Annotated in this window: 20 protein-coding genes; 14 read left to right on the top strand and 6 right to left on the bottom strand. The window is 71.1% G+C overall.

What is annotated here, in order from left to right:
- Nucleotides 1–25: 25 nt before the first annotated feature.
- Nucleotides 26–262 carry a hypothetical protein gene (locus ACIREI_RS42000; RefSeq protein ID WP_403345078.1) on the bottom strand — a complete coding sequence of 79 codons (237 nt, stop codon included), beginning with the start codon at nt 260–262 and terminating at the stop codon, nt 26–28.
- 408 nt (nt 263–670) lie between these two features.
- Nucleotides 671–1,297 (bottom strand): TetR family transcriptional regulator, encoded by a 627-nt coding sequence (locus ACIREI_RS41995; protein ID WP_403345076.1) that lies wholly within the window; start codon nt 1,295–1,297, stop codon nt 671–673.
- Nucleotides 1,298–1,445: 148 nt separating this feature from the next.
- On the opposite strand from ACIREI_RS41995, the gene ACIREI_RS41990 reads away from it, so the two are divergent.
- The 4 genes from ACIREI_RS41990 (at nt 1,446) to ACIREI_RS41975 (ending at nt 4,382) form a co-directional block, all read left to right on the top strand.
- A complete protein-coding gene (locus ACIREI_RS41990) occupies nt 1,446–1,598 on the top strand; it encodes a hypothetical protein (RefSeq protein ID WP_167364381.1) in 153 nt (50 codons plus the stop codon).
- A 53-nt stretch (nt 1,599–1,651) separates the two neighbouring features.
- On the top strand, nt 1,652–1,930 hold the full coding sequence (locus ACIREI_RS41985) for a DUF4190 domain-containing protein (protein ID WP_403345073.1): 279 nt from the start codon (nt 1,652–1,654) through the stop codon (nt 1,928–1,930).
- A gap of 738 nt (nt 1,931–2,668) precedes the next feature.
- On the top strand, nt 2,669–3,844 hold the full coding sequence (locus ACIREI_RS41980; RefSeq protein WP_403345072.1) for a cysteine desulfurase family protein: 1,176 nt from the start codon (nt 2,669–2,671) through the stop codon (nt 3,842–3,844).
- A gap of 160 nt (nt 3,845–4,004) precedes the next feature.
- Nucleotides 4,005–4,382, top strand: coding sequence for a DUF1304 domain-containing protein (locus ACIREI_RS41975; protein ID WP_403345070.1), 378 nt, complete (start codon nt 4,005–4,007; stop codon nt 4,380–4,382).
- Nucleotides 4,383–4,386: 4 nt separating this feature from the next.
- On the opposite strand, the gene ACIREI_RS41970 is transcribed toward ACIREI_RS41975, so the two are convergent.
- Complete coding sequence (locus tag ACIREI_RS41970) at nt 4,387–5,052, bottom strand: N-acetylmuramoyl-L-alanine amidase (RefSeq protein WP_403345068.1); 666 nt, start codon at nt 5,050–5,052, stop codon at nt 4,387–4,389.
- Between the two features lie 60 nt (nt 5,053–5,112).
- On the opposite strand from ACIREI_RS41970, the gene mnmA reads away from it, so the two are divergent.
- A complete protein-coding gene (gene mnmA / locus ACIREI_RS41965) occupies nt 5,113–6,243 on the top strand; it encodes a tRNA 2-thiouridine(34) synthase MnmA (RefSeq protein WP_403345066.1) in 1,131 nt (376 codons plus the stop codon).
- Between the two features lie 40 nt (nt 6,244–6,283).
- Here the strand turns inward: mnmA and ACIREI_RS41960 are convergent, their stop codons facing one another.
- Together ACIREI_RS41960 and ACIREI_RS41955 are read right to left on the bottom strand one after the other, a co-directional pair.
- Nucleotides 6,284–7,066 (bottom strand): alpha/beta fold hydrolase, encoded by a 783-nt coding sequence (locus tag ACIREI_RS41960; RefSeq protein ID WP_403345064.1) that lies wholly within the window; start codon nt 7,064–7,066, stop codon nt 6,284–6,286.
- Nucleotides 7,067–7,103: 37 nt separating this feature from the next.
- Complete coding sequence (locus ACIREI_RS41955; RefSeq protein ID WP_403345062.1) at nt 7,104–7,427, bottom strand: DUF427 domain-containing protein; 324 nt, start codon at nt 7,425–7,427, stop codon at nt 7,104–7,106.
- A 50-nt stretch (nt 7,428–7,477) separates the two neighbouring features.
- Between ACIREI_RS41955 and ACIREI_RS41950 the strand changes: the two genes are divergently transcribed.
- The 9 genes from ACIREI_RS41950 to gatB all read left to right on the top strand — a co-directional run bounded on the left by ACIREI_RS41950 (nt 7,478) and on the right by gatB (nt 18,390).
- Nucleotides 7,478–8,017, top strand: coding sequence for a TIGR00730 family Rossman fold protein (locus tag ACIREI_RS41950; protein WP_403345060.1), 540 nt, complete (start codon nt 7,478–7,480; stop codon nt 8,015–8,017).
- Nucleotides 8,018–8,044: 27 nt separating this feature from the next.
- Nucleotides 8,045–8,734, top strand: a complete 690-nt coding sequence (locus ACIREI_RS41945) for an SDR family oxidoreductase (RefSeq protein ID WP_403345058.1) — start codon at nt 8,045–8,047, stop codon at nt 8,732–8,734.
- 201 nt (nt 8,735–8,935) lie between these two features.
- Nucleotides 8,936–9,937, top strand: a complete 1,002-nt coding sequence (locus ACIREI_RS41940) for a methionine synthase (RefSeq protein ID WP_403345056.1) — start codon at nt 8,936–8,938, stop codon at nt 9,935–9,937.
- 15 nt (nt 9,938–9,952) lie between these two features.
- Nucleotides 9,953–12,145, top strand: coding sequence for an NAD-dependent DNA ligase LigA (ligA, locus tag ACIREI_RS41935; RefSeq protein ID WP_403345054.1), 2,193 nt, complete (start codon nt 9,953–9,955; stop codon nt 12,143–12,145).
- A 273-nt stretch (nt 12,146–12,418) separates the two neighbouring features.
- Nucleotides 12,419–14,653, top strand: coding sequence for a putative bifunctional diguanylate cyclase/phosphodiesterase (locus ACIREI_RS41930; RefSeq protein WP_403345052.1), 2,235 nt, complete (start codon nt 12,419–12,421; stop codon nt 14,651–14,653).
- Between the two features lie 171 nt (nt 14,654–14,824).
- Nucleotides 14,825–15,121, top strand: coding sequence for an Asp-tRNA(Asn)/Glu-tRNA(Gln) amidotransferase subunit GatC (gene gatC, locus ACIREI_RS41925; protein ID WP_007384860.1), 297 nt, complete (start codon nt 14,825–14,827; stop codon nt 15,119–15,121).
- 6 nt (nt 15,122–15,127) lie between these two features.
- Nucleotides 15,128–16,621 (top strand): Asp-tRNA(Asn)/Glu-tRNA(Gln) amidotransferase subunit GatA, encoded by a 1,494-nt coding sequence (gatA, locus tag ACIREI_RS41920; RefSeq protein WP_403345050.1) that lies wholly within the window; start codon nt 15,128–15,130, stop codon nt 16,619–16,621.
- A complete protein-coding gene (locus ACIREI_RS41915) occupies nt 16,618–16,860 on the top strand; it encodes a hypothetical protein (protein ID WP_078916136.1) in 243 nt (80 codons plus the stop codon). The genes gatA and ACIREI_RS41915 overlap by 4 nt, the downstream gene beginning before the upstream one ends.
- Nucleotides 16,861–16,875: 15 nt before the next feature.
- Nucleotides 16,876–18,390, top strand: coding sequence for an Asp-tRNA(Asn)/Glu-tRNA(Gln) amidotransferase subunit GatB (gene gatB / locus ACIREI_RS41910; protein WP_403345047.1), 1,515 nt, complete (start codon nt 16,876–16,878; stop codon nt 18,388–18,390).
- A gap of 60 nt (nt 18,391–18,450) precedes the next feature.
- Here gatB and ACIREI_RS41905 read toward each other — a convergent pair whose 3' ends face one another.
- Complete coding sequence (locus ACIREI_RS41905) at nt 18,451–19,254, bottom strand: SAM-dependent methyltransferase (RefSeq protein ID WP_403345045.1); 804 nt, start codon at nt 19,252–19,254, stop codon at nt 18,451–18,453.
- Between the last annotated feature and the right edge of the window lie 174 nt (nt 19,255–19,428).

Genomic DNA, 19,428 nt, shown 5'->3' with positions numbered 1-19,428 from the left:
CCTACAGCAGAGCCCCAAGGGCCCCTTAAGCGGCGTTGGTTGAGTTCACGCACAGGACTTCCTCATCTTCCTTGGAGCTGTTTCTCATGAAGCGTGCGCGTCTCCTCCCCGCCGTGGCCCTGCTGGCGCTCTCGCCCCTGGCTCTGGCGGCCTGTGGCTCCGGCGACTCGTCGTCGACCTCGAACAGCGGCAACTCCGGGCAGCAGTCATCGTCGTCGTGCCGGCAGCCATCGGGCGCGCCCAGCGAGGCGCCGTCGGGCATGCCGAGCGGTGCTCCCTCGGGGGCGCCTTCGGCGGGGGCGTCCGGGGCTCCCTCGGGCGCGCCGAGCGGTGCTCCCAGCGGCGCCCCCGGCGGGGGGCGGGGCGGCGGTCAGGGCGGCCCTGGCGGCGGCCAGGGTGGCTGTGGCGGTCCGGGTGGCCAGGGCGGCGGCGCGGCTCCGAGCGGCGCCCCGAGCGGCGCGCCGAGCGCGGCGGCCTCGGCGGCCAAGAGCTGACGCGGACGCCGTGAGGCGGGCGGCACTTCGGCCATGGGGCAGGGGTGACACTTCGGCCATGGGGCAGGGGTGACACTTCCGTCATGCGACAGGGGTGACACTTCCGCCATGCGACAGGGGCGGCACTTCCCGTACACCGGGGGTGCCGCCCCTGTCCTGTGTCGTGCTGCCGGTTCTCAGTCCAGCCAGTGTTCCCGGCCGATGCTGATCAGCCGCATCTGGCGGGTCGCGACCTGGGCGACGCGCCGCCGCTCCTCCTCCGGTGCCTCCAGGGCGTCCAGGAACAGCGAGGCCGTCATCAGCATCTGGTCGACGTAGAGGTCGGCGAGCATGAGGAGGTCGTCGTCGTTCCAGCCTGCGGAGAGCGGGTCCTTGGTGAGCGCGGCCTTCACTTCCTCGGCGAAACGGGCCAGTTGGTCCTGGATCGCCTCCCGCACCGACTGCACTCCGCCGTGCCGCTCACGGGCGATGAAACGGACGTGGGCCGGGTGCGTGGCGACGTGCTGGGCGATCAACCCGACGGCGCGCTCTATGCGTTGGTCGCTGTCGCCGGACGACGAGACGATCGTGCGGATCATCGGGTGCAGGCTGCCCAGCGCCTCCTCGACGAGGGCGACGCCCAGATCCGCGGTGGAGCGGAAGTGCCGGTAGAAGGCCGTCGGAGCGACGCCGACGGCGCGGGTCACCTCGCGCAGACCGAGACTGCTCAGGCTCTGCTCCTCCAGCAGTCCCAACGCCGCGTCCAGCAGCGCCTGTCGGGTCTTCTGTTTCTGGGCCTGCCGAAGGCCGACGGTGTGACTCATGCCATGCAGTTAACAACTGTTCTCTGGAATTGAAAAGCCGGGCGACGCGCTAGACTTGGGAGTCAGTGAACAACTGTTACTACAACTGTTCACCGAAACGTAACGAGAGAGATCGACGAGAGAGATCTCGAAGGGGGACCCGAATCCCATGCTGTTCCTCGTCGCCGCACTTCTGCTGCTGGGCGTGCTGCTGGGCACCGTGGCCCACGCGCCGCTCGCCTTCACCGCCGTGGCCGCCGCCGTGATCGCCGCGTGGCTGGGCATCTTCGCCGCCCGCGAGCGCCGCGCCCGCCGCAACTGACTCCACTCCACTCCATTCCACCCACCGCACCGACTTCTCGGGAGCTGATACCCATGCAACTCACCGCACCGGCCACCGCCCGCCCCGGCACCCGCAATCGCACGCGCGACGCCGACGGCATGGCCGTGGCGTCCTTCATCCTTGGCCTCCTCGGCCTGCTGGTCTTCAACATCTTCCTCGGCCCGACCGCCATCGTCCTGGCGGCAGTGGCCCTGTGGCGCGGCACGCAGCGCCGCGGCCGCGCGTTCCTGGGCATGGGCCTCGGGGTCGCCGACCTGCTGGTCCTGCTGGCATTCGTGCAGATGGACAACACGCTGTCGTGGAGCTTCTAGCTGCAGCCACCGGGTCTGCGACCTGGCGGCGAGCGGCAGGGGGCGAGCGGCGGCCGCGAGCCGCAGCCGAGAGCTGACCTCGTCGGCCCGCCGAACCGCTGACCTCGTCGGCCCGCCGATCCGCGGACGCAAGCCGCAGCCGTGAGCGGAGCCGCCGACTGCCGACCCGCGTCCGTCGACCCGCGTCCGTCGACCCCGACCGCCGACCCCGACCGCCGACCCCGACCGCCGACCTGAGGCCGCGAGCCGCCGTCGCGAGCGGACTCCCCGACGGCCGACCGCTGACCCGTCGCCCCGCTGACCCGTCGCCCCGTTGGCCCGCCGGTCCGTCGATCTGTGGCCGCGAGCCGCAGCCGTGAGCCGACCCGCCGACCGTCGACCCGCCAACCGCCAACCGCCAACCCGCGCCGCGAACCGCAGTCGCGAGCGGACCCGCCGACCGCCGACCGCCGTGGGCAGTCGTTCCGCAGGGGCGGAACGGGTGGGCACGGCCTGCAGCGCCGGGTGCATCGCCACCGAGGTGCAGGAGGACGCAGGCAGGGCGCAAGTCCTGAGCCGCGCCGGGTGCATCGCCACCGAGGCTCAGGAGGACGCAGCCAGGGCGCAAATCCTGAGCCGCGCCGAGCGCATCGCCACCGAGCCTCAAGAGGACGCAGGCAGGGCGCGTAACCTGAGCCGCACCCCCGGGGCACCTTGACGCGGGGCCCTTTACCAGCGCCCCTTAGAATCGTGGCCACCATGGCTTACCTCGACCACGCCGCGACGACCCCCATGCTCCCGGAGGCGGCAGAGGCGCTGACCGCCCAGCTGAGCGTCACCGGCAACGCCTCCTCCCTCCACGCATCCGGCCGCCGCGCGAGGCGCACCGTCGAGGAGGCCCGCGAAACCCTCGCGGAAGCGCTCGGCGCCCGCCCCAGCGAGGTCGTCTTCACCGCCGGCGGCACCGAGGCCGACAACCTCGCGATCAAGGGCCTGTACTGGTCCCGCCGCGACACCGCCCCGGCAGGAACCCGCACCCGCGTCCTCGCCAGCCCCGTCGAACACCACGCCGTCCTCGACGCCGTCCACTGGCTCGCCGAGCACGAGGGCGCCACGGTCGAGTACCTCCCGGTCGACTCCTACGGCCGAGTCCACCCGGACGCCCTGCGCGAGGCCATCGCCCGCAACCCCCACGACGTCGCCCTGGCCACCGTGATGTGGGCCAACAACGAGATCGGCACGGTCATGCCGATCCGCGAACTGGCCGACGTGGCAAGGGAGTTCGACGTCCCGCTGCACGCCGACGCCGTCCAGGCCTTCGGCCAGGTCCCCGTCGACTTCGCCGCCTCGGGCCTCGCCGCGATGACGGTCTCCGGCCACAAGATCGGCGGCCCGTACGGCATCGGCGCCCTGCTCCTGGGCCGCGACCAGACCCCCGTACCCGTCCTGCACGGCGGCGGCCAGGAGCGCCACGTCCGCTCCGGCACCCTCGACGTCCCTGCGATCGCCTCCTTCGCGGTCGCCGGCCGTCTCGCCGCCGAGCAGCGCGCATGGTTCGCGAGCGAGATCGGCGCCCTGCGCGACGCCCTGGTCGAGGCGGTGCGTACGGCCGTCCCGGACGCGATCCTCGGCGGCGACCCGGCACCCGGCGGCCGCCTCCCGGCCAACGCGCACTTCACCTTCCCGGGCTGCGAGGGCGACTCCCTGCTCCTGCTCCTGGACGCCCAGGGCATCGAGTGCTCCACCGGCTCCGCCTGCACCGCGGGCGTCGCCCAGCCCAGCCACGTCCTCCTGGCCACCGGCACCGACCCCGACCTGGCCCGCGGCACCCTCCGCTTCTCCCTCGGCCACACCTCGACGGAGGCCGACGTCGAGGCGGTCGCCAAGGCGATCGGCCCGGCGGTGGAACGGGCGCGGGCGGCAGGACTGACGTAAGGGGCGCAGGGGCCGCACGGGTTCCGCCGGGGCCGCAGGATTACGTCGGGCCGCACGGGCACGCCGGCTGCACTGGCACGCCAGCCGCACGGGCACGCCGGGGCGCACGGGCACGCCGCGCGCTCTTGTCGGCGGCCGGACACAGGCGGACACTCCGCCCGTGAACCTCGCCACCCAGGTCTTCGCCCTGATCGCAGTGCTGACGCACATCGCCGTCGGCATCCTGGAACGCTTCTTCTACAACCGCCCGGCGGTCCGTGTCTTCCTGACGACCTCCACCGCCGACGCCCCCGAAGTCACCCTGTGGCGCTCGGGCGTGGCGGTGTACAACATCCTCCTCGGACTCGGCCTCGTCGCCGGAGTCGTGGCCCTGCACGCGGACGACGGCACCGCGGTGGGCCGGACCCTCGTCGTCTACCTCTGCGCGTTCCTGATCGCCTCCGCGCTCGTCTTCGCCGTCTCCTTCCCCCGGCTGTGGCGGGGCGCGCTCGGTCAGGGACTGCCGCCCGCCGTGGCCCTGGCCGCAGCCCTGCTCTGACCGCTCACGCCTCCGCCGCGGGAGTCTCCCGCACGAGCTTCATGTACCGGTCCCAGTCCCAGTGCTCCCCGGGATCCGTGTGATCGGTCCCCGGCACCTCCACGTGCCCGATGATGTGCTCGCGGTCGACGGGGATGTCGTAGCGCGCGCATATCCGGGCCGTGAGCCGCGCAGAGGCCTCGTACATCTCGTCCGTGAGGTCCTGCGGCCGGTCCACGAAGCCCTCGTGCTCGATGCCGATGCTGCGCTCGTTGTAGTCGCGGTTGCCCGCGTGGTACGCCACGTCCAGCTCGCGGATCATCTGCGTGACATGGCCGTCCTTGCGGACGATGTAGTGCGCCGCCGCACCGTGCTCCGGGTCCTGGAACACCCTCACCGCGCTGTCGAAGCTGCCCTGGGTGACATGGATAATCACCATGTCTATGCCGTAGTCGTCGGGACGGTCCGCCCGTCTCCAGTTCGCGTCCGACGCCGCCACCCACCGCGCGCCGGCATAGTCGACCTCGCCCTCCTTGCGCGGCTTCTCCACGCCCGGAACCCGCCACCACAGCCGTGCCAACTCGTCGCGGGCCAGCACGGCCGAGCCCACCGCGGCCGCCGTCCCGCCGATGAGCAACGCACGACGCCCGACCTTCCGGTCGCCGTCCTTCGAAGCCTTCCGCTGTCCCATGTGATCGTCAACGGATACTCGCGGGCCCTGGTTCCCGCGCCCCCGTACCCTGGAAGGGTTATGACTCACACCGCGCAGCCCTCCCGCCCCCTCCGCGTCCTCGCCGCCATGTCCGGCGGGGTCGACTCCGCCGTCGCCGCCGCCCGCGCGGCCGAAGCGGGCCACGACGTGACCGGCGTCCATCTCGCGCTCTCCGCGAACCCCCAATCCTTCCGCACGGGCGCGCGGGGCTGTTGCACCATCGAGGACTCCCGTGACGCCCGCCGCGCCGCGGACGTCATCGGCATCCCCTTCTACGTGTGGGACCTCGCCGACCGCTTCCGCGAGGACGTGGTCGAGGACTTCATCGCCGAGTACGAGGCCGGCCGCACCCCGAACCCGTGCCTGCGCTGCAACGAGAAGATCAAGTTCGCGGCGCTGCTGGACAAGGCGCTGGCCCTCGGCTTCGACGCGGTCTGCACCGGCCACTACGCCACCGTCGTGCTGAACGAGGACGGCACGCGCGAGCTGCACCGCGCCTCCGACATGGCCAAGGACCAGTCGTACGTCCTCGGTGTCCTGGACGAGAAGCAGTTGGCGCACGCCATGTTCCCGCTCGGCGACACGCTGACGACGAAGGACGAGATCCGCGCGGAGGCCGAGCGCCGCGGCCTGGCGGTCGCCAAGAAGCCCGACTCGCACGACATCTGCTTCATCGCCGACGGCGACACCCAGGGCTTCCTCGCGAACCGCCTCGGCAAGGCGGAGGGCGACATCGTCGACGAGTCGGGAGCCAAGCTCGGCACCCACGAGGGCGCGTACGGCTTCACCATCGGCCAGCGCAAGGGCCTGCGCATCGGCACCCCGGCCGCCGACGGCAAGCCGCGCTACGTCCTGGACATCTCGCCGGTGAACAACACGGTGACGGTCGGCCCCGCCTCCGCCCTGGACGTCAGCGCCCTCACCGCCATCAAGCCCCGCTGGTGCGGCACCGCCCCGACCGGACCCGGCACCTACACCGCCCAGCTGCGCGCCCACGGCGGCGAGACCGAGGTGACCGCCGAACTGGTCGACGGCTCCCTGGAGGTCACGTTCACCGAGCCGGTCCGGGGCGTGGCACCCGGCCAGGCCATCGTCCTGTACGACGGCACGCGCGTGGTGGGCTCGGCGACGATCGCGTCCACGGTGCGGGCGACGGCGGGCGTGGCCTGAGCACGGGCGGGGGCCACGCGCGCGTGCGGACCGGTAGGGCTCACCCCCCGAAGAACTCCGCCAGCACCGGCCCCAGGACATCCGGCTCGACCATGTGGGTCTGCCCCTCCAGGCTCCGATACGTCCCCTCGGGCGCCGTCTCCGCGACCGCCCGCGACGCCTCGCGCATCCAGGCAGGGCTCGCGCCGCCCGCGACGGACAGCACCGGCACCGTGATCGAAGCGAGTCGCGCCCGGGGCAGCAGACCGTCGCCCATCACGGCGTTGTCGTAGGCGAGGCTCGGCGCGATCGTCTCCATGCCGGCCCACATGGGGGACTGGCGGGCACCCTGGATCATCTGCTCGGCCATCCCGGTCAGCCGCAGGAACAGCTCGACGGCATCCCCGCGCCGGCCCTGCGCGAGCGCCTCGGTCAGCTGCGCGGTGTACTCCGAGTGCTGTGCGGCACCGCCCTCCAGGAAGTCGGCGAACGGCACCTCGTAGACGGCGACCTGACGCACCGGAAGTCCGCTCGCCGCCGCCTCCAGCACCAGCGCACCACCCGACGAGATGCCGCACAACGCCGCCTCGCCGCCCACCGCCTCGATCAGCGCGGCGAGGTCCTCGACCTCGCGTTCCACGGCGTACGGGGCCTTGTCACCGCTCTCACCGCGCCCCCGCCGGTCGTACGCCACGACCCGGAAGCGTTCCGACAGGGGCACGGCCAACGGCGCCACGGTGCCCCCGGTGGACATGGCCCCGCTGACGAGGATCACCGCAGGTCCCTCGCCGCTGGTCTCGTAGGCGATGGAGGTACCGTCGGCCGAAATGGTCTTCTTGTCCATGCCTGTGCAGATTGCCGTACGGCACGGATCTAATCGCTCACGACACTTCGACTTCGTAGAAGCAGAGGTGGTCCTTGATCTCGGCCACGTCCGGTTTCGGGTCCGGGTACGCCCAGACGAGGTCGGCCGCGTCCGGCAGTGACCAATAGGAGGCCGTTCCCTTGAACGGGCAGTAGGTGTGCGTGTCGGAGGGTGTCAGGAGGTCCAGCCGTACGTCCTCGGCCGGGATGTAGTAGCGCACCGGACAGCCCGTCTCCCGCAGGAGAAGCGGCCGGTCGGTATCCGCCAGGACCTGGTCGCCGTGGGCGACCCGTACCCGCTGCGTGCCCTGCTCGATCGTGATCGTGTGTCCGTCAGCCATATCCGAAAAGCGCTCGCGGGTGCCGGGTTCTTCCCGCGTACGGTGGCTCCATGCGAATCTGCGTCTTCCTCTCCGCCGCCGACCTCGACGACCGTTACACGCGTCCCGCGCGCGAGTTCGCGAAACTCCTGGGCAAGGGCGGGCACACGCTCGTGTGGGGCGGCTCCGACGTGGGCCTGATGAAGGTCGTGGCCGACGGGGTGCAGGAGGCGGGCGGCCGGCTCGTCGGCGTCTCCGTGGAGTTCCTGGCCGCGAAGGTCCGCCCGGGCGTCGACGAGATGGTGATCGCGAAAGACCTCGCCGAACGCAAGAAGCTGCTCCTGGAGAAGGCCGACGCGGTGGTGATCATGGTCGGTGGCACGGGGACCCTGGACGAGGCCACGGAGATCCTGGAACTGAAGAAGCACGGCCACACGGACATGCCGGTGGTCCTGCTCAACACCGCGGGCTTCTACGACGGCCTGAAGGAACAGTTCCGCCGCATGGAGGACGAGGGCTTCCTGCCCCGTCCGCTGACCGACCTGGTGTTCTTCGCCGAGGAGCCGGTGGGGGCGCTGGCCTATCTGGAGGAGAGCCGGGGCGTGGAGTGAACTCCGACTGATGCGAGCATGGCGAACATGGCTACACATGTGATCACCGGAGCGGGCTCCGGCATCGGCGCGGCCGTCGCCCGCCGCCTGCACGCGCGCGGGGACGAACTCGTCCTCCACGCGCGCGACGCGGGCCGCGCGAAGGAGCTGGCGGCGGAGTTTCCCGGCGCGAAGACACTGGTCGGCGACCTGGCGGACCCGGACAAGCTGTCCTGGGCCTTCTCGCACCAGACGCTGCCGGACCGGGTGGACTCCCTGCTGCACATCGCCGGCGTCGTGGACCTCGGCCCGGTGGGTGACCTGACCCCGAAGTCCTGGCGTCACCAGCTGAACGTCAATCTGATCTCCCCGGCCGAACTGACCCGCCACTTCCTCCCCCAACTCCGCGCCGCCCGCGGCCACGTCGTCTTCGTCAACTCGGGCGCCGGCCTCAACGCCCACGCCGACTGGTCCGCGTACGCCGCGTCGAAGCACGGCCTGAAGGCCCTGGCCGACTCGCTCCGCCACGAGGAACACGCCAACGGCGTCCGCGTCACCACCGTCTACCCCGGCCGCACGGCGAGCCCCATGCAGGCCAAGGTCCACCAGCAGGAGGGCAAGGAGTACGACGCGTCGAAGTGGATCGACCCCGAGTCGGTGGCGACGACGATCCTGATGGCCCTGGATCTGCCCAGGGACGCGGAGGTCAACGACCTGACGGTGCGCCCGGGACGGTGATTTCGCCCCCGCCGCCCCTGCCCGTCCCGTCCCCGGGGGCTGCCGCCCCCGGACGGGCTGGGTAAGTCAGCCCCTCCGGCGTTTGAGGAGCGGGGGTCCAGGGGGCGGAGCCCTCTGGGAGCGGGGTCGAAGAGGCGGAGCCCCTGGAGGATGGGACGGGTAGGGGCGGCGGGGGCGAAAACCATACGTAGGCTTCACCGCGTGAACGAAAACCCCACCTTCGCTCCCGCCACCGGCGTCGGCTCCATGCCCGGCGGTGACGCCCGCGAGGCCGCCAAGACCGTCACCGGGTCCTTCGAGGACTTCCCGTACCTCGCCGAACTGCCCGCCCGCGGCCCCGGCGCGGACATGATCGGGCGGACCGCGGGGATGCTGGTCGAGCTGTACGCGCGCGTGGAGCCCAGCGGCTGGCGGATCGGCGACCGGCCGGGGCGCGACACCAGGCGGGCCCGGTCGTGGCTGGGCGAGGACCTCGACGCGCTGGAGGAGTTCACCCAGGGGTACGAGGGGCAGCTGAAGGTCCAGGCCGTGGGGCCCTGGACCCTGGCCGCCGCGCTGGAGCTGAGGAACGGCGAGGCCGCCCTCTCCGACCCCGGCGCCTGCCGCGACCTCGCCGCGTCGCTCGCCGAGGGCCTGCGGCTGCACCTGGAGGAGGTCCGGCGGCGCGTCCCCGGGGCCCAACTCGTCCTCCAGCTCGACGAGCCCTCCCTCATCGCCGTACTGCGCGGCCAGGTCAAGAGCGCCAGCGGCTACCGCACCCACCGGGCCGTGGACCGGCAACTCGTCGAGTCGGCCCTCCGGGACGTCGTCGGGGTTCACGGCGACGGCCCCGTCGTGGTCCACTCGTGCGCACCGGATGTCCCGTTCGCCCTGCTGCGCCGGGCGGGCGCGACGGCGATCTCCTTCGACTTCGCGCTCCTCACCGAACGTGACGACGACGCGATCGGCGAGGCGGTGGAAGGGGGTACCCGGCTCTTCGCCGGTGTCGTCCCGGGCACGGACGGCCCATTGTCAGACCCTGCCGGTAGCGTCATGGGTGTCAGGACGTTGTGGCGCAGGCTGGGGCTGTCACCGGGGCTTCTCGCGGAGGCGGTCACCATCACGCCGTCGTGCGGACTCGCGGGGGCGTCCCCGGAGTACGCGCGCCAGGCGCTCGCCCACTGCGTCCGGGCGGCGAGATCCCTCGCGGACAACCCAGAGTAACGGGAGGACAACACGGTGGCCGGCGACAAGCAAGCGGAGACGACGGTGCCCGCCGAGGCACGGGAGCAGCACGCGAAGCTCGCTGAGCAGATCGAGGAGCACCGCTTCCGGTACTACGTGAAGGACGCTCCCGTCATCAGCGACGCGGAGTTCGACAAGCTCCTGCGTTCGCTCGAAGCGCTGGAGGACGAGTATCCGGAGCTGCGCACTCCGGACTCGCCGACCCAGAAGGTCGCGGGCGCGTACGAGACGGAGTTCACGGCGGTCCAGCACCGCGAGCGCATGCTGTCGCTGGACAACGCCTTCGACGATCTCGAGCTCGCCGCCTGGGCCGAGCGCGTCCACAAGGACGTCGGCACTTCGAAGTACCACTTCCTGTGCGAGCTCAAGGTCGACGGTCTCGCCGTCAACCTCACCTACGAGCACGGCCGCCTCACTCGCGCGGCGACCCGGGGGGACGGCCGTACCGGCGAGGACATCACCCCCAACGTCCGTACGATCGCAGACATTCCGGACCGCCTGAAGGGTGACCGCATCCCCGATCTCGTGGAGATCCGCGGCGAGGTCTACTTCCCGATGGAGAAGTTCGAGGAGCTCAACGCCCGCCTGGTCGGGGCCGGCGACAAGCCCTTCGCCAACCCGCGCAACGCGGCCGCGGGTTCGCTCCGCCAGAAGGATCCGCGCGTCACCGCGACCCGCCCGCTGCACATGGTGGTCCACGGCATCGGCGCCCTGGAGGGCTTCGACGGCATGACCCGCCTGTCGCAGGCGTACGACCTGCTGAAGACCTGGGGCCTGCCCACCGCCCGGCACAACAAGGTGGTCGACGACCTGGACGGCGTGCGGGAGTTCATCGCGTACTTCGGCGAGAACCGCCACTCCGTGGAGCACGAGATCGACGGAGTCGTGGTCAAGCTCGACGAGATCCCCCTCCAGGGCCGGCTCGGCTCCACCTCGCGCGCGCCGCGCTGGGCGATCGCCTACAAGTACGCGCCGGAAGAGGTCAACACCAAGCTCGTCAACATCCGTGTGGGTGTGGGTCGTACGGGCCGGGTGACGCCGTACGCCCAGGTCGAACCGGTCACGGTCGCGGGCTCGGAGGTCGAGTTCGCCACCCTGCACAACCAGGACGTCGTGAAGCTGAAGGGCGTCCTCATCGGCGACACCGTCGTGCTGCGCAAGGCCGGTGACGTCATCCCCGAGATCCTCGGGCCCGTCGTCGACCTGCGCGACGGCAGCGAGCGGGAATTCGTGATGCCGGCCGAGTGCCCCGAATGCGGTACGGCGCTTCGGCCCATGAAGGAGGGCGACGTCGACCTGCGCTGCCCGAACGCCCGCACCTGCCCGGCCCAGTTGCGCGAGCGCCTGTTCTACCTCGCGGGCCGCAAGGCGCTGGACATCGAGCACTTCGGCTATGTCGCGGCCGCCGCGCTCACCAAGCCGCTGGAGCCGGCCGAGCCGCCGCTGGTGGACGAGGGCGACCTGTTCGACCTGACCGTCGAGCAGCTGCTGCCCATCAGGGCGTACGTCCTCGACCAGGACAGTGGTCTGCCCAAGCGGGACCCGAAGACCGGCGAGGAGAAGATCGCCACGGTCTTCGCCAACCAGCAGGGCGAGCCGAAGAAGAACGCGGTCGCGATGCTGGAGAACATCGCCGCCGCCAAGGAGCGCCCGCTCGCCCGGATCATCACCGGCCTGTCGATCCGTCACGTCGGCCCGGTCGCCGCCGAGGCGCTGGCCCGCGAGTTCCGCTCGATCGACCGCATCGAACAGGCCAGTGAGGAGGAGTTGGCGAACACCGACGGTGTCGGCCCCATCATCGCCGCCTCCCTCAAGGAGTGGTTCGCCGAGGAATGGCACCAGGAAATCCTCCGCAAGTGGAAAGCCGCGGGCGTCCGCATGGAGGAAGAGGGCTCCGGCGAGGACGAGGGACCGCGCCCGCTGGAAGGGCTTACCGTCGTCGTCACTGGCACGCTGGAGCACTTCACCCGCGACGGTGCCAAGGAGGCACTGCAAAGTCGCGGAGCGAAGGTGACCGGTTCGGTTTCGAAGAAGACGTCTTTCGTTGTCGTAGGTGACAGCCCTGGGTCCAAGTACGACAAGGCCATGCAGCTCAAGGTGCCTGTTCTGAACGAAGACGGCTTCAATGTCCTGTTGGAACAGGGGCCCGAAGCGGCGGCCGAAGTTGCCCTTCCCGTAGCGGAGTAGCGGTTGAAGGCCACCGGATCGGCGCATACCAGATGCATACGGGTGGCTGGGGCGCATTCGGGCAACCGTTGACGACCGGTGCCCGTGGAAGCCTTCTGCGGCCTACTGTTGAGGGGTGCGCCTGCCGTGCCCAGCTGCGGTTGGGGCATCCCCTTGCTCTGAGAGGGCTTTGAAAGGGCGAGGGGAAGGGTTTTCCAACGCGGTGCCGTTGAAGGTAGTTGTCGGGCATCGGGCCGCGTGGCGTGGGCACCGCCGGCTGTGAGAGGGACGGGAATGGAACCGACCGAGAGCGCCGCCCCGAACTCACGGCTGCGCCGGATGGCCGGCGTGTGGCGGGAGTGGGCGACGCGGACCGCGGAGCGTTCGCGCTCGGAAAGAGGCGCGGGGAGCGCCGCCGGGCAGCGCACCGCGACGGAGGGTCGCCCCACCGTGCAGCTCGGTGCCGAGCACGCCGCCGATCTGCAGGGCGCCGAACACGAACGGCACCTGTCCTGGCCCGCGCTGCCCGCGGCGGTCGTCGCGGCGGCCGGATTCGTCCTCGGCGCCGGGTTCTACCGGGCGTTCACCGGCCACCACGCCCTCTTTCCGTCCGGCACCGTCGGCTGGTCGCTGGCCGTGCTCACCGGCATCATCGTCGGCCACCTGGTCGCGCTCGGCCGCGCCCGCTGGTGGGGCGGCACCGGCTCCGGCGCCGCCCTCACCCTCGCCGTGCTGATGCTGTACGGCTGGGTGCCCGCCGGCATGGTCAGCCTCACCGTCGTCGTCCTGGTCGGCACGGCCCGCCGGGGCCGCTGGCGGCAGGGCGTGCTGCACGGCGCGGTGGACATCCTCGGCATCGCCGCCGGAGCCCTCGTGCTGGCCGCCTTCGGCCGCGTGCCGACCGTCGAGAACCCCCTGAACCCCGACACCTGGACGCTCTACACCGCCCCCGGCGTGGTCCTCGTCGCCGCCGCCTATCTCACGGTCACCCGGGTCCTGATCTGGTACCTGCACGCCCCGCACGGCGGCCTGCCCACCGTCGCCCGCACCGCGCTGGTCAGACAAGGCCTGGTCGCTGTCGCCCTGCTCGGCATCACACCGCTGGTGTGTGTGGTCGCCACCGCCAAGCCCCTGCTGCTGCCGCTGTTCTCCATCCCCCTCATCGCCCTCGACTCCACCCTGTGGATCGCGCGGGCCAGGGCGGAGGAGCAGTTGCGCGATCCGCTGACCGGACTGCCCAACCGGCAGTGGCTGCTGGAACGCATCTGGACCGCGCTCGACGACGCCGAGCGCATCGGCGCCCGGTCCGCCCTCATGCTGATCGACCTCGACCGTTTCCGGTCGGTCAACGACACGCTCGGTCATCTCGCCGGCGACCGGTTGCTGTTGCAGATAGCGGACCGGCTGCGCCTCGCCCTGCCCCGCGGAGCGGAGGCCGCGCGGCTCGGCGGCGACGAGTTCGCCGTCTTACTGCCCGTCGCCGACTCCACGACATCCGCGACCCGGGTCGCCCGCGGCCTCGTCACCGCCCTCAGCTCCCCGCTCGACCTCGACGGGCTCACCCTGGTGCTGGAGGCGAGCGCCGGCGTCGCCGTCTTCCCCGACCACGCCCTCGACGCCGAGGGGCTGCTGCGGCGCGCGGACGTGGCGATGTACCAGGCGAAGCGGGACCGTACGGGCGTAGAGGTCTACGAGTCGAAGCGGGACTCGAACACGCCGGACCGGCTGGGCCTGCTGGGGGATCTGCGCCGAGCCCTCGACGCGCATGAGGTCGAGCTGCACTACCAGCCGAAGGTCCGCTTCGACGGACAGGTGGCCGGCCTCGAGGCCCTGGTGCGCTGGGTGCACCCCGAGCGGGGGAAGGTGCCGCCGGACGAGTTCATAGCGATCGCCGAGTCCTCGGGGCTGATGCCGCATCTGACGGAGTACGTGCTGGAGACGGCGCTCGGGCAGGTGGCGCAGTGGCGTTCCCAGGGCCTGTACGTGCCCGTCGCGGTCAACGTCTCCCCGCGCGACGTCCACACCCCCGGATTCGCCGGCTCCGTCGCCGCGCGACTGGCCCGGCACGGCGTCCCGGCGGGAGCGCTCCAGCTGGAGATAACGGAACACGTGCTGCTGGAGGACCCGCAGCGCGCCGCCGACACCCTCGCCGGGCTGACCGGACACGGCGTGAAGATGTCCCTGGACGACTTCGGCACGGGCTACTCGTCCCTCGTGCACCTCAGACGGCTGCCGGTGAGCGAGCTGAAGATCGACCGCTCGTTCGTGGCCCGGCTGGCGGTGGACAACGAGGACGCCGAGATCGTGCGCTGCACGGTGGACCTGGCGCATTCGCTCGGCCTGCTCGTGGTCGCCGAGGGCGTCGAGGACGACGAGACGTGGGAGCGCCTGCGGGACCTGGGCTGCGACGCCGTACAGGGCTGGCTGGTCGCGGCGGCTATGCCGCCCGAGGAGACGACGGCGTGGCTGCGGGCAAGGGGTTCGCGGGGGTGGGTGCGGCCGAAGGCGGCGCTTCCCGCGGCGGAGTGAGGTCCAGGCGCGCGGCGGTGCAGCGACCTCCCCGCGCCAGAAGATCCGGGCGCAGGTGGCTCACCTCCGCGTTGCCGTCCCGCCGACCCGGGGAAACCGTTTAACGGCCGGAGGCCCCCGCCCCATAGGATTGGCCCCAAACCACACACACTCACCCCAGAGGATCGCTGCATGCCTGGCATCACGCGCGAGGAGGTCGCCCACCTCGCCCGGCTGGCGCGTCTGGAGCTGAAGCCCGAAGAGCTTGAACACTTCGCCGGCCAGCTGGACGACATCATCGGCGCGGTGGCCCGCGTCAGCGAGGTCGCCGACCAAGACGTACCGCCGACCTCGCACCCGCTTCCGCTGACGAACGTCATGCGCGCGGACGAGGTCCGTCCCTCGCTCACCCCCGAGCAGGCGCTCTCCGGCGCCCCGGCCCAGGAGCAGCAGCGTTTCAAGGTGCCGCAGATCCTGGGGGAGGACTAAGAAGTCATGACGGACATCATCAAGCTCACGGCCGCCGAGACCGCCGCGAAGATCGCCTCCGGCGAGCTCACCGCGGTCCAGGTCGCCGAGGCCCACCTCGCCCGCATCGAGGCCGTCGACGAGAAGGTGCACGCCTTCCTGCACGTCGACCGCGAGGGCGCCCTGGCCCAGGCCCGTGCCGTCGACGAGAAGCGGGCCAAGGGCGAGAAGCTCGGTCCGCTGGCCGGCGTTCCCCTCGCGCTGAAGGACATCTTCACCACCGAGGGCGTTCCGACGACCGTCGGTTCGAAGATCCTGGAGGGGTGGATTCCGCCGTACGACGCCACCCTCACCAAGAAGCTCAAGGCCGCTGACGTCGTCATCCTCGGCAAGACCAACATGGACGAGTTCGCCATGGGGTCCTCCACCGAGAACAGCGCCTACGGCCCGACCGGCAACCCCTGGGACCTCACCAAGATCCCCGGTGGTTCGGGCGGTGGCTCCTCCGCCGCGCTCGCCTCCTTCCAGGCGCCCCTCGCCATCGGCACCGACACCGGCGGCTCCATCCGCCAGCCGGCCGCCGTCACCGGCACGGTCGGTGTGAAGCCGACGTACGGGGCCGTGTCCCGTTACGGCATGGTCGCCTTCTCGTCCTCCCTCGACCAGGGCGGGCCCTGCGCCCGTACGGTCCTGGACGCGGCCCTGCTGCACGAGGTCATCGCCGGGCACGACCCGCTCGACTCCACGTCCATCGACGCCCCGGTCCCGCCGGTCGTCGAGGCCGCCCGCAACGGCAGCGTCCAGGGCATGCGCGTCGGCGTCGTCAAGCAGTTCCGCGGCGAGGGCTACCAGGCCGGAGTCATCCAGCGTTTCGACGAGTCCGTCGCCCTGCTCAAGGAACTGGGCGCCGAGATCGTCGAACTGGACTGCCCGTCCTTCGACCTCGCGCTGTCGGCGTACTACCTGATCGCGCCCTCCGAGTGCTCCTCCAACCTCGCCCGCTTCGACGGCCTGCGCTACGGCCTGCGGACCGGCGACGACGGCACGCACTCCGCCGAGGAGGTCACCTCCCTCACCCGTGAGGCGGGCTTCGGCCCCGAGGTGAAGCGCCGCATCATGCTTGGCACGTACGCGCTCAGCTCCGGCTACTACGACGCGTACTACGGCAGCGCCCAGAAGGTCCGCACGCTCATCACCCGCGACTTCGAGAAGGCCTTCGAGCAGGTCGACGTGATCGTCTCCCCGACGACGCCGACCACCGCCTTCCCGATCGGCGAGCGCGCCGACGACCCGATGGCGATGTACCTCGCCGACCTGTGCACCATCCCGACGAACCTCGCGGGCAACGCGGCCATGTCGCTGCCCTGCGGTCTCGCCCCGGAGGACAACCTCCCGGTCGGCCTGCAGATCATCGCCCCGGCGATGAAGGACGACCGGCTGTACAAGGTCGGGGCGGCCGTCGAGGCGGCCTTCGTGGAAAAGTGGGGTCACCCGCTGATCGAGGAGGCTCCGTCGCTGTGAGCAAGGCAATGTCCAAGGCCAAGGGCTTCAAGAAGTCCAAGTCCGGCCTGTACCTGTCCATGGCCACCACCGCGTTCGGTGCGGTCAACGTCGTCAAGCAGGCCAAGAAGGCCCGCGTCGAGAGCGACACGCTGCGTCTGATCGACGCCGCCGTGTCCGCCACCGCGATCGTCACCGGCCTCGCCATCCTCTACCGCGAGCTGAAGCGGCTGGGCGACGACGACGTCCTGCTGGGCTGAGAGGGAAGTTTCACCGTGACCACCACGACCGACCTGGTGTCGTACGAGGACGCACTCGCGTCGTACGACCCCGTCATGGGCCTCGAGGTCCATGTCGAACTCGGCACCAAGACCAAGATGTTCTGCGGCTGTTCGACCGCCCTCGGTCAGGACGCCAACACGCAGACCTGCCCCGTCTGCCTCGGCCTGCCCGGCGCGCTCCCGGTCGTCAACGCGACCGGCGTCGAGTCCGCGATCAAGATCGGTCTCGCGCTGAACTGCGAGATCGCCGAGTGGTGCCGCTTCGCCCGGAAGAACTACTTCTATCCGGACATGCCGAAGAACTTCCAGACCTCCCAGTACGACGAGCCGATCGCCTTCAACGGCTACCTCGACGTCCAGCTGGAGGACGGCGAGACCTTCCGCGTGGAGATCGAGCGCGCCCACATGGAGGAGGACACCGGCAAGTCCACCCACGTGGGCGGCGCGACGGGCCGTATCCACGGCGCCTCGCACTCGCTGCTCGACTACAACCGCGCCGGCATCCCGCTCATCGAGATCGTCACCAAGCCGATCGTCGGCGCGGGCGAGCGCGCCCCCGAGGTGGCGAAGGCGTACGTCCGTGAGCTGCGCGAGCTCATCAAGGCGCTCGGCGTCTCCGAGGCCCGCATGGAGATGGGCCAGATGCGCTGCGACGTGAACCTGTCGCTGCGCCCGAACGGCACCGAGAAGTTCGGCACCCGCTCGGAGACGAAGAACGTCAACTCGCTGCGGTCCGTGGAGCGTGCGGCCCGTTACGAGATCCAGCGTCACGCGGCCGTGCTGAGCGGCGGCGGGACGATCATCCAGGAGACCCGGCACTTCCACGAGGACACGGGGTCGACGACCTCGGGCCGCGTGAAGGAGGAGGCCGAGGACTACCGGTACTTCCCCGAGCCGGACCTGGTGCCGGTGGCCCCCTCGCGTGAGTGGGTCGAGGAGATCCGGGCGGCGCTTCCCGAGCTGCCGCTGGCCCGTCGTACCCGGCTCCTCGCGGAGTGGGGCATCTCGGCCACCGACATGCAGGCGATCCTGAACGCCGGCGCCCTGGAGCCGATCGTCGCCACGATCGACGCCGGTGCCGACGCCGCGTCCGCCCGCAAGTGGTGGATGGGCGAACTCGCCCGCAGCGCCAACGAGTCGGGCAAGTCGCTGGACGAGCTGGCCATCACCCCGGCGCAGGTCGCCCGGGTCACCGAGCTGGTCTCGAAGGGTGACCTGAACGACAAGCTGGCCCGCCAGGTCATCGAGGGCGTTCTCGCGGGCGAAGGCACCCCGGACGAGGTCGTCGACAAGCGCGGTCTGAAGGTCGTCTCCGACGAGGGCGCCCTGACCACCGCCGTCGAGGAGGCCATCGCCGGCAACCCGGGCATCGCCGACAAGATCCGCGGCGGCAAGGTGGCCGCGGCCGGCGCCCTGGTCGGCGCGGTCATGAAGGCGACCCGCGGTCAGGCCGACGCGGCCCGCGTCAAGGAGCTGATCTTGGAGAAGCTGGGCGTCAGCGAGGGCTGAGGCTCTTTCGGCAAACCGAGGGGGACGCGCCGCAACCGGTGCGTCCCCCTCGGCGCGTTCTCAGCGGCGGCGTCCTACGACCCGTACGAAGCCCAGCGTGCGGCCCTCGTCCGCCCGCACCATCTCACCGACCTCGCGGGCCATGGTGCGATGGAACTCCGACGGGCTCTCCTCGGCGATCACCTCGCACCACAGCAGCCAGTCCCGCCAGCCGTCCGGCTGCCAGTCGGCCGTCTCGACCTCGACGGCGCCACTGCGCGCCCAGTGCCGACGCCACCAGTCGGCGGTGTGGAAGCACCAGAAGTCGGGCTGCCACCACTGCTTGAGATGTTCCGGCGGCTCGATGCCGTCCGGCTCCTCACGCAGGGCCGGTACGACGATCCCGATCCGCCCGCCCGGCTTGAGCAGCCGGGTCAGCGTGGGCAGATACAGGTCGTTCGTACCGAAGTACTGGTACGCGTCGATGCTCACGATCGCGTCGAAGCTGCTCTCGGCGAACGGCAGGTCGTGCGCCTCGGTGTGCACGGGCAGCACACGGTCGGCGAAACCGGCCTCGGAGATGCGCCGCGCGTTCTCGTCCGGCTTGATCCACAGGTCGGCCGCGGTGACCTGGGCGTGGAACTCCCGGGCCAGGAAGACCGAGGTCATCGCCCGGCCGCAGCCCAGGTCAAGGACGCGGGCGCAGGGGCGCAGGGCGTCCAGGCCGAGGGCGGGGGCCAGCCACTCCAGCAGCCACAGCGCGTTCGGGCCCATCTGGTTCTCGATGACCCAGCGGACGTCGTAGCTGTTGCTGCGCGGGTAGCGGGCGTGGGTCAGCCGCTGGGTGAGGTCCTCACTCGAGGTCCTCGGGGTGATGTCTGGCATCGGTGAACGGGCTCCTTGAGTCCTGGAAGACGGAAAGGGATACGGAGGAGCTCGGCCGGACGCTCAAACAATGCACCTGCCCAGGTCGGCGGCGATGTGCCGCGGCAACGGCTGACCTTCGGAAGCTAGCAGCCCGCTCCGCGGACCCGCATCCGGTTTCTCAGCGCGACGCGC

This window comes from Streptomyces sp. NPDC093591, assembly GCF_044764885.1.
Taxonomy (GTDB): Bacteria; Actinomycetota; Actinomycetes; order Streptomycetales; family Streptomycetaceae; genus Streptomyces.
Note: the sequence above shows the minus strand (reverse complement) of the source record. Positions and strands in the feature narration are given on the sequence as shown.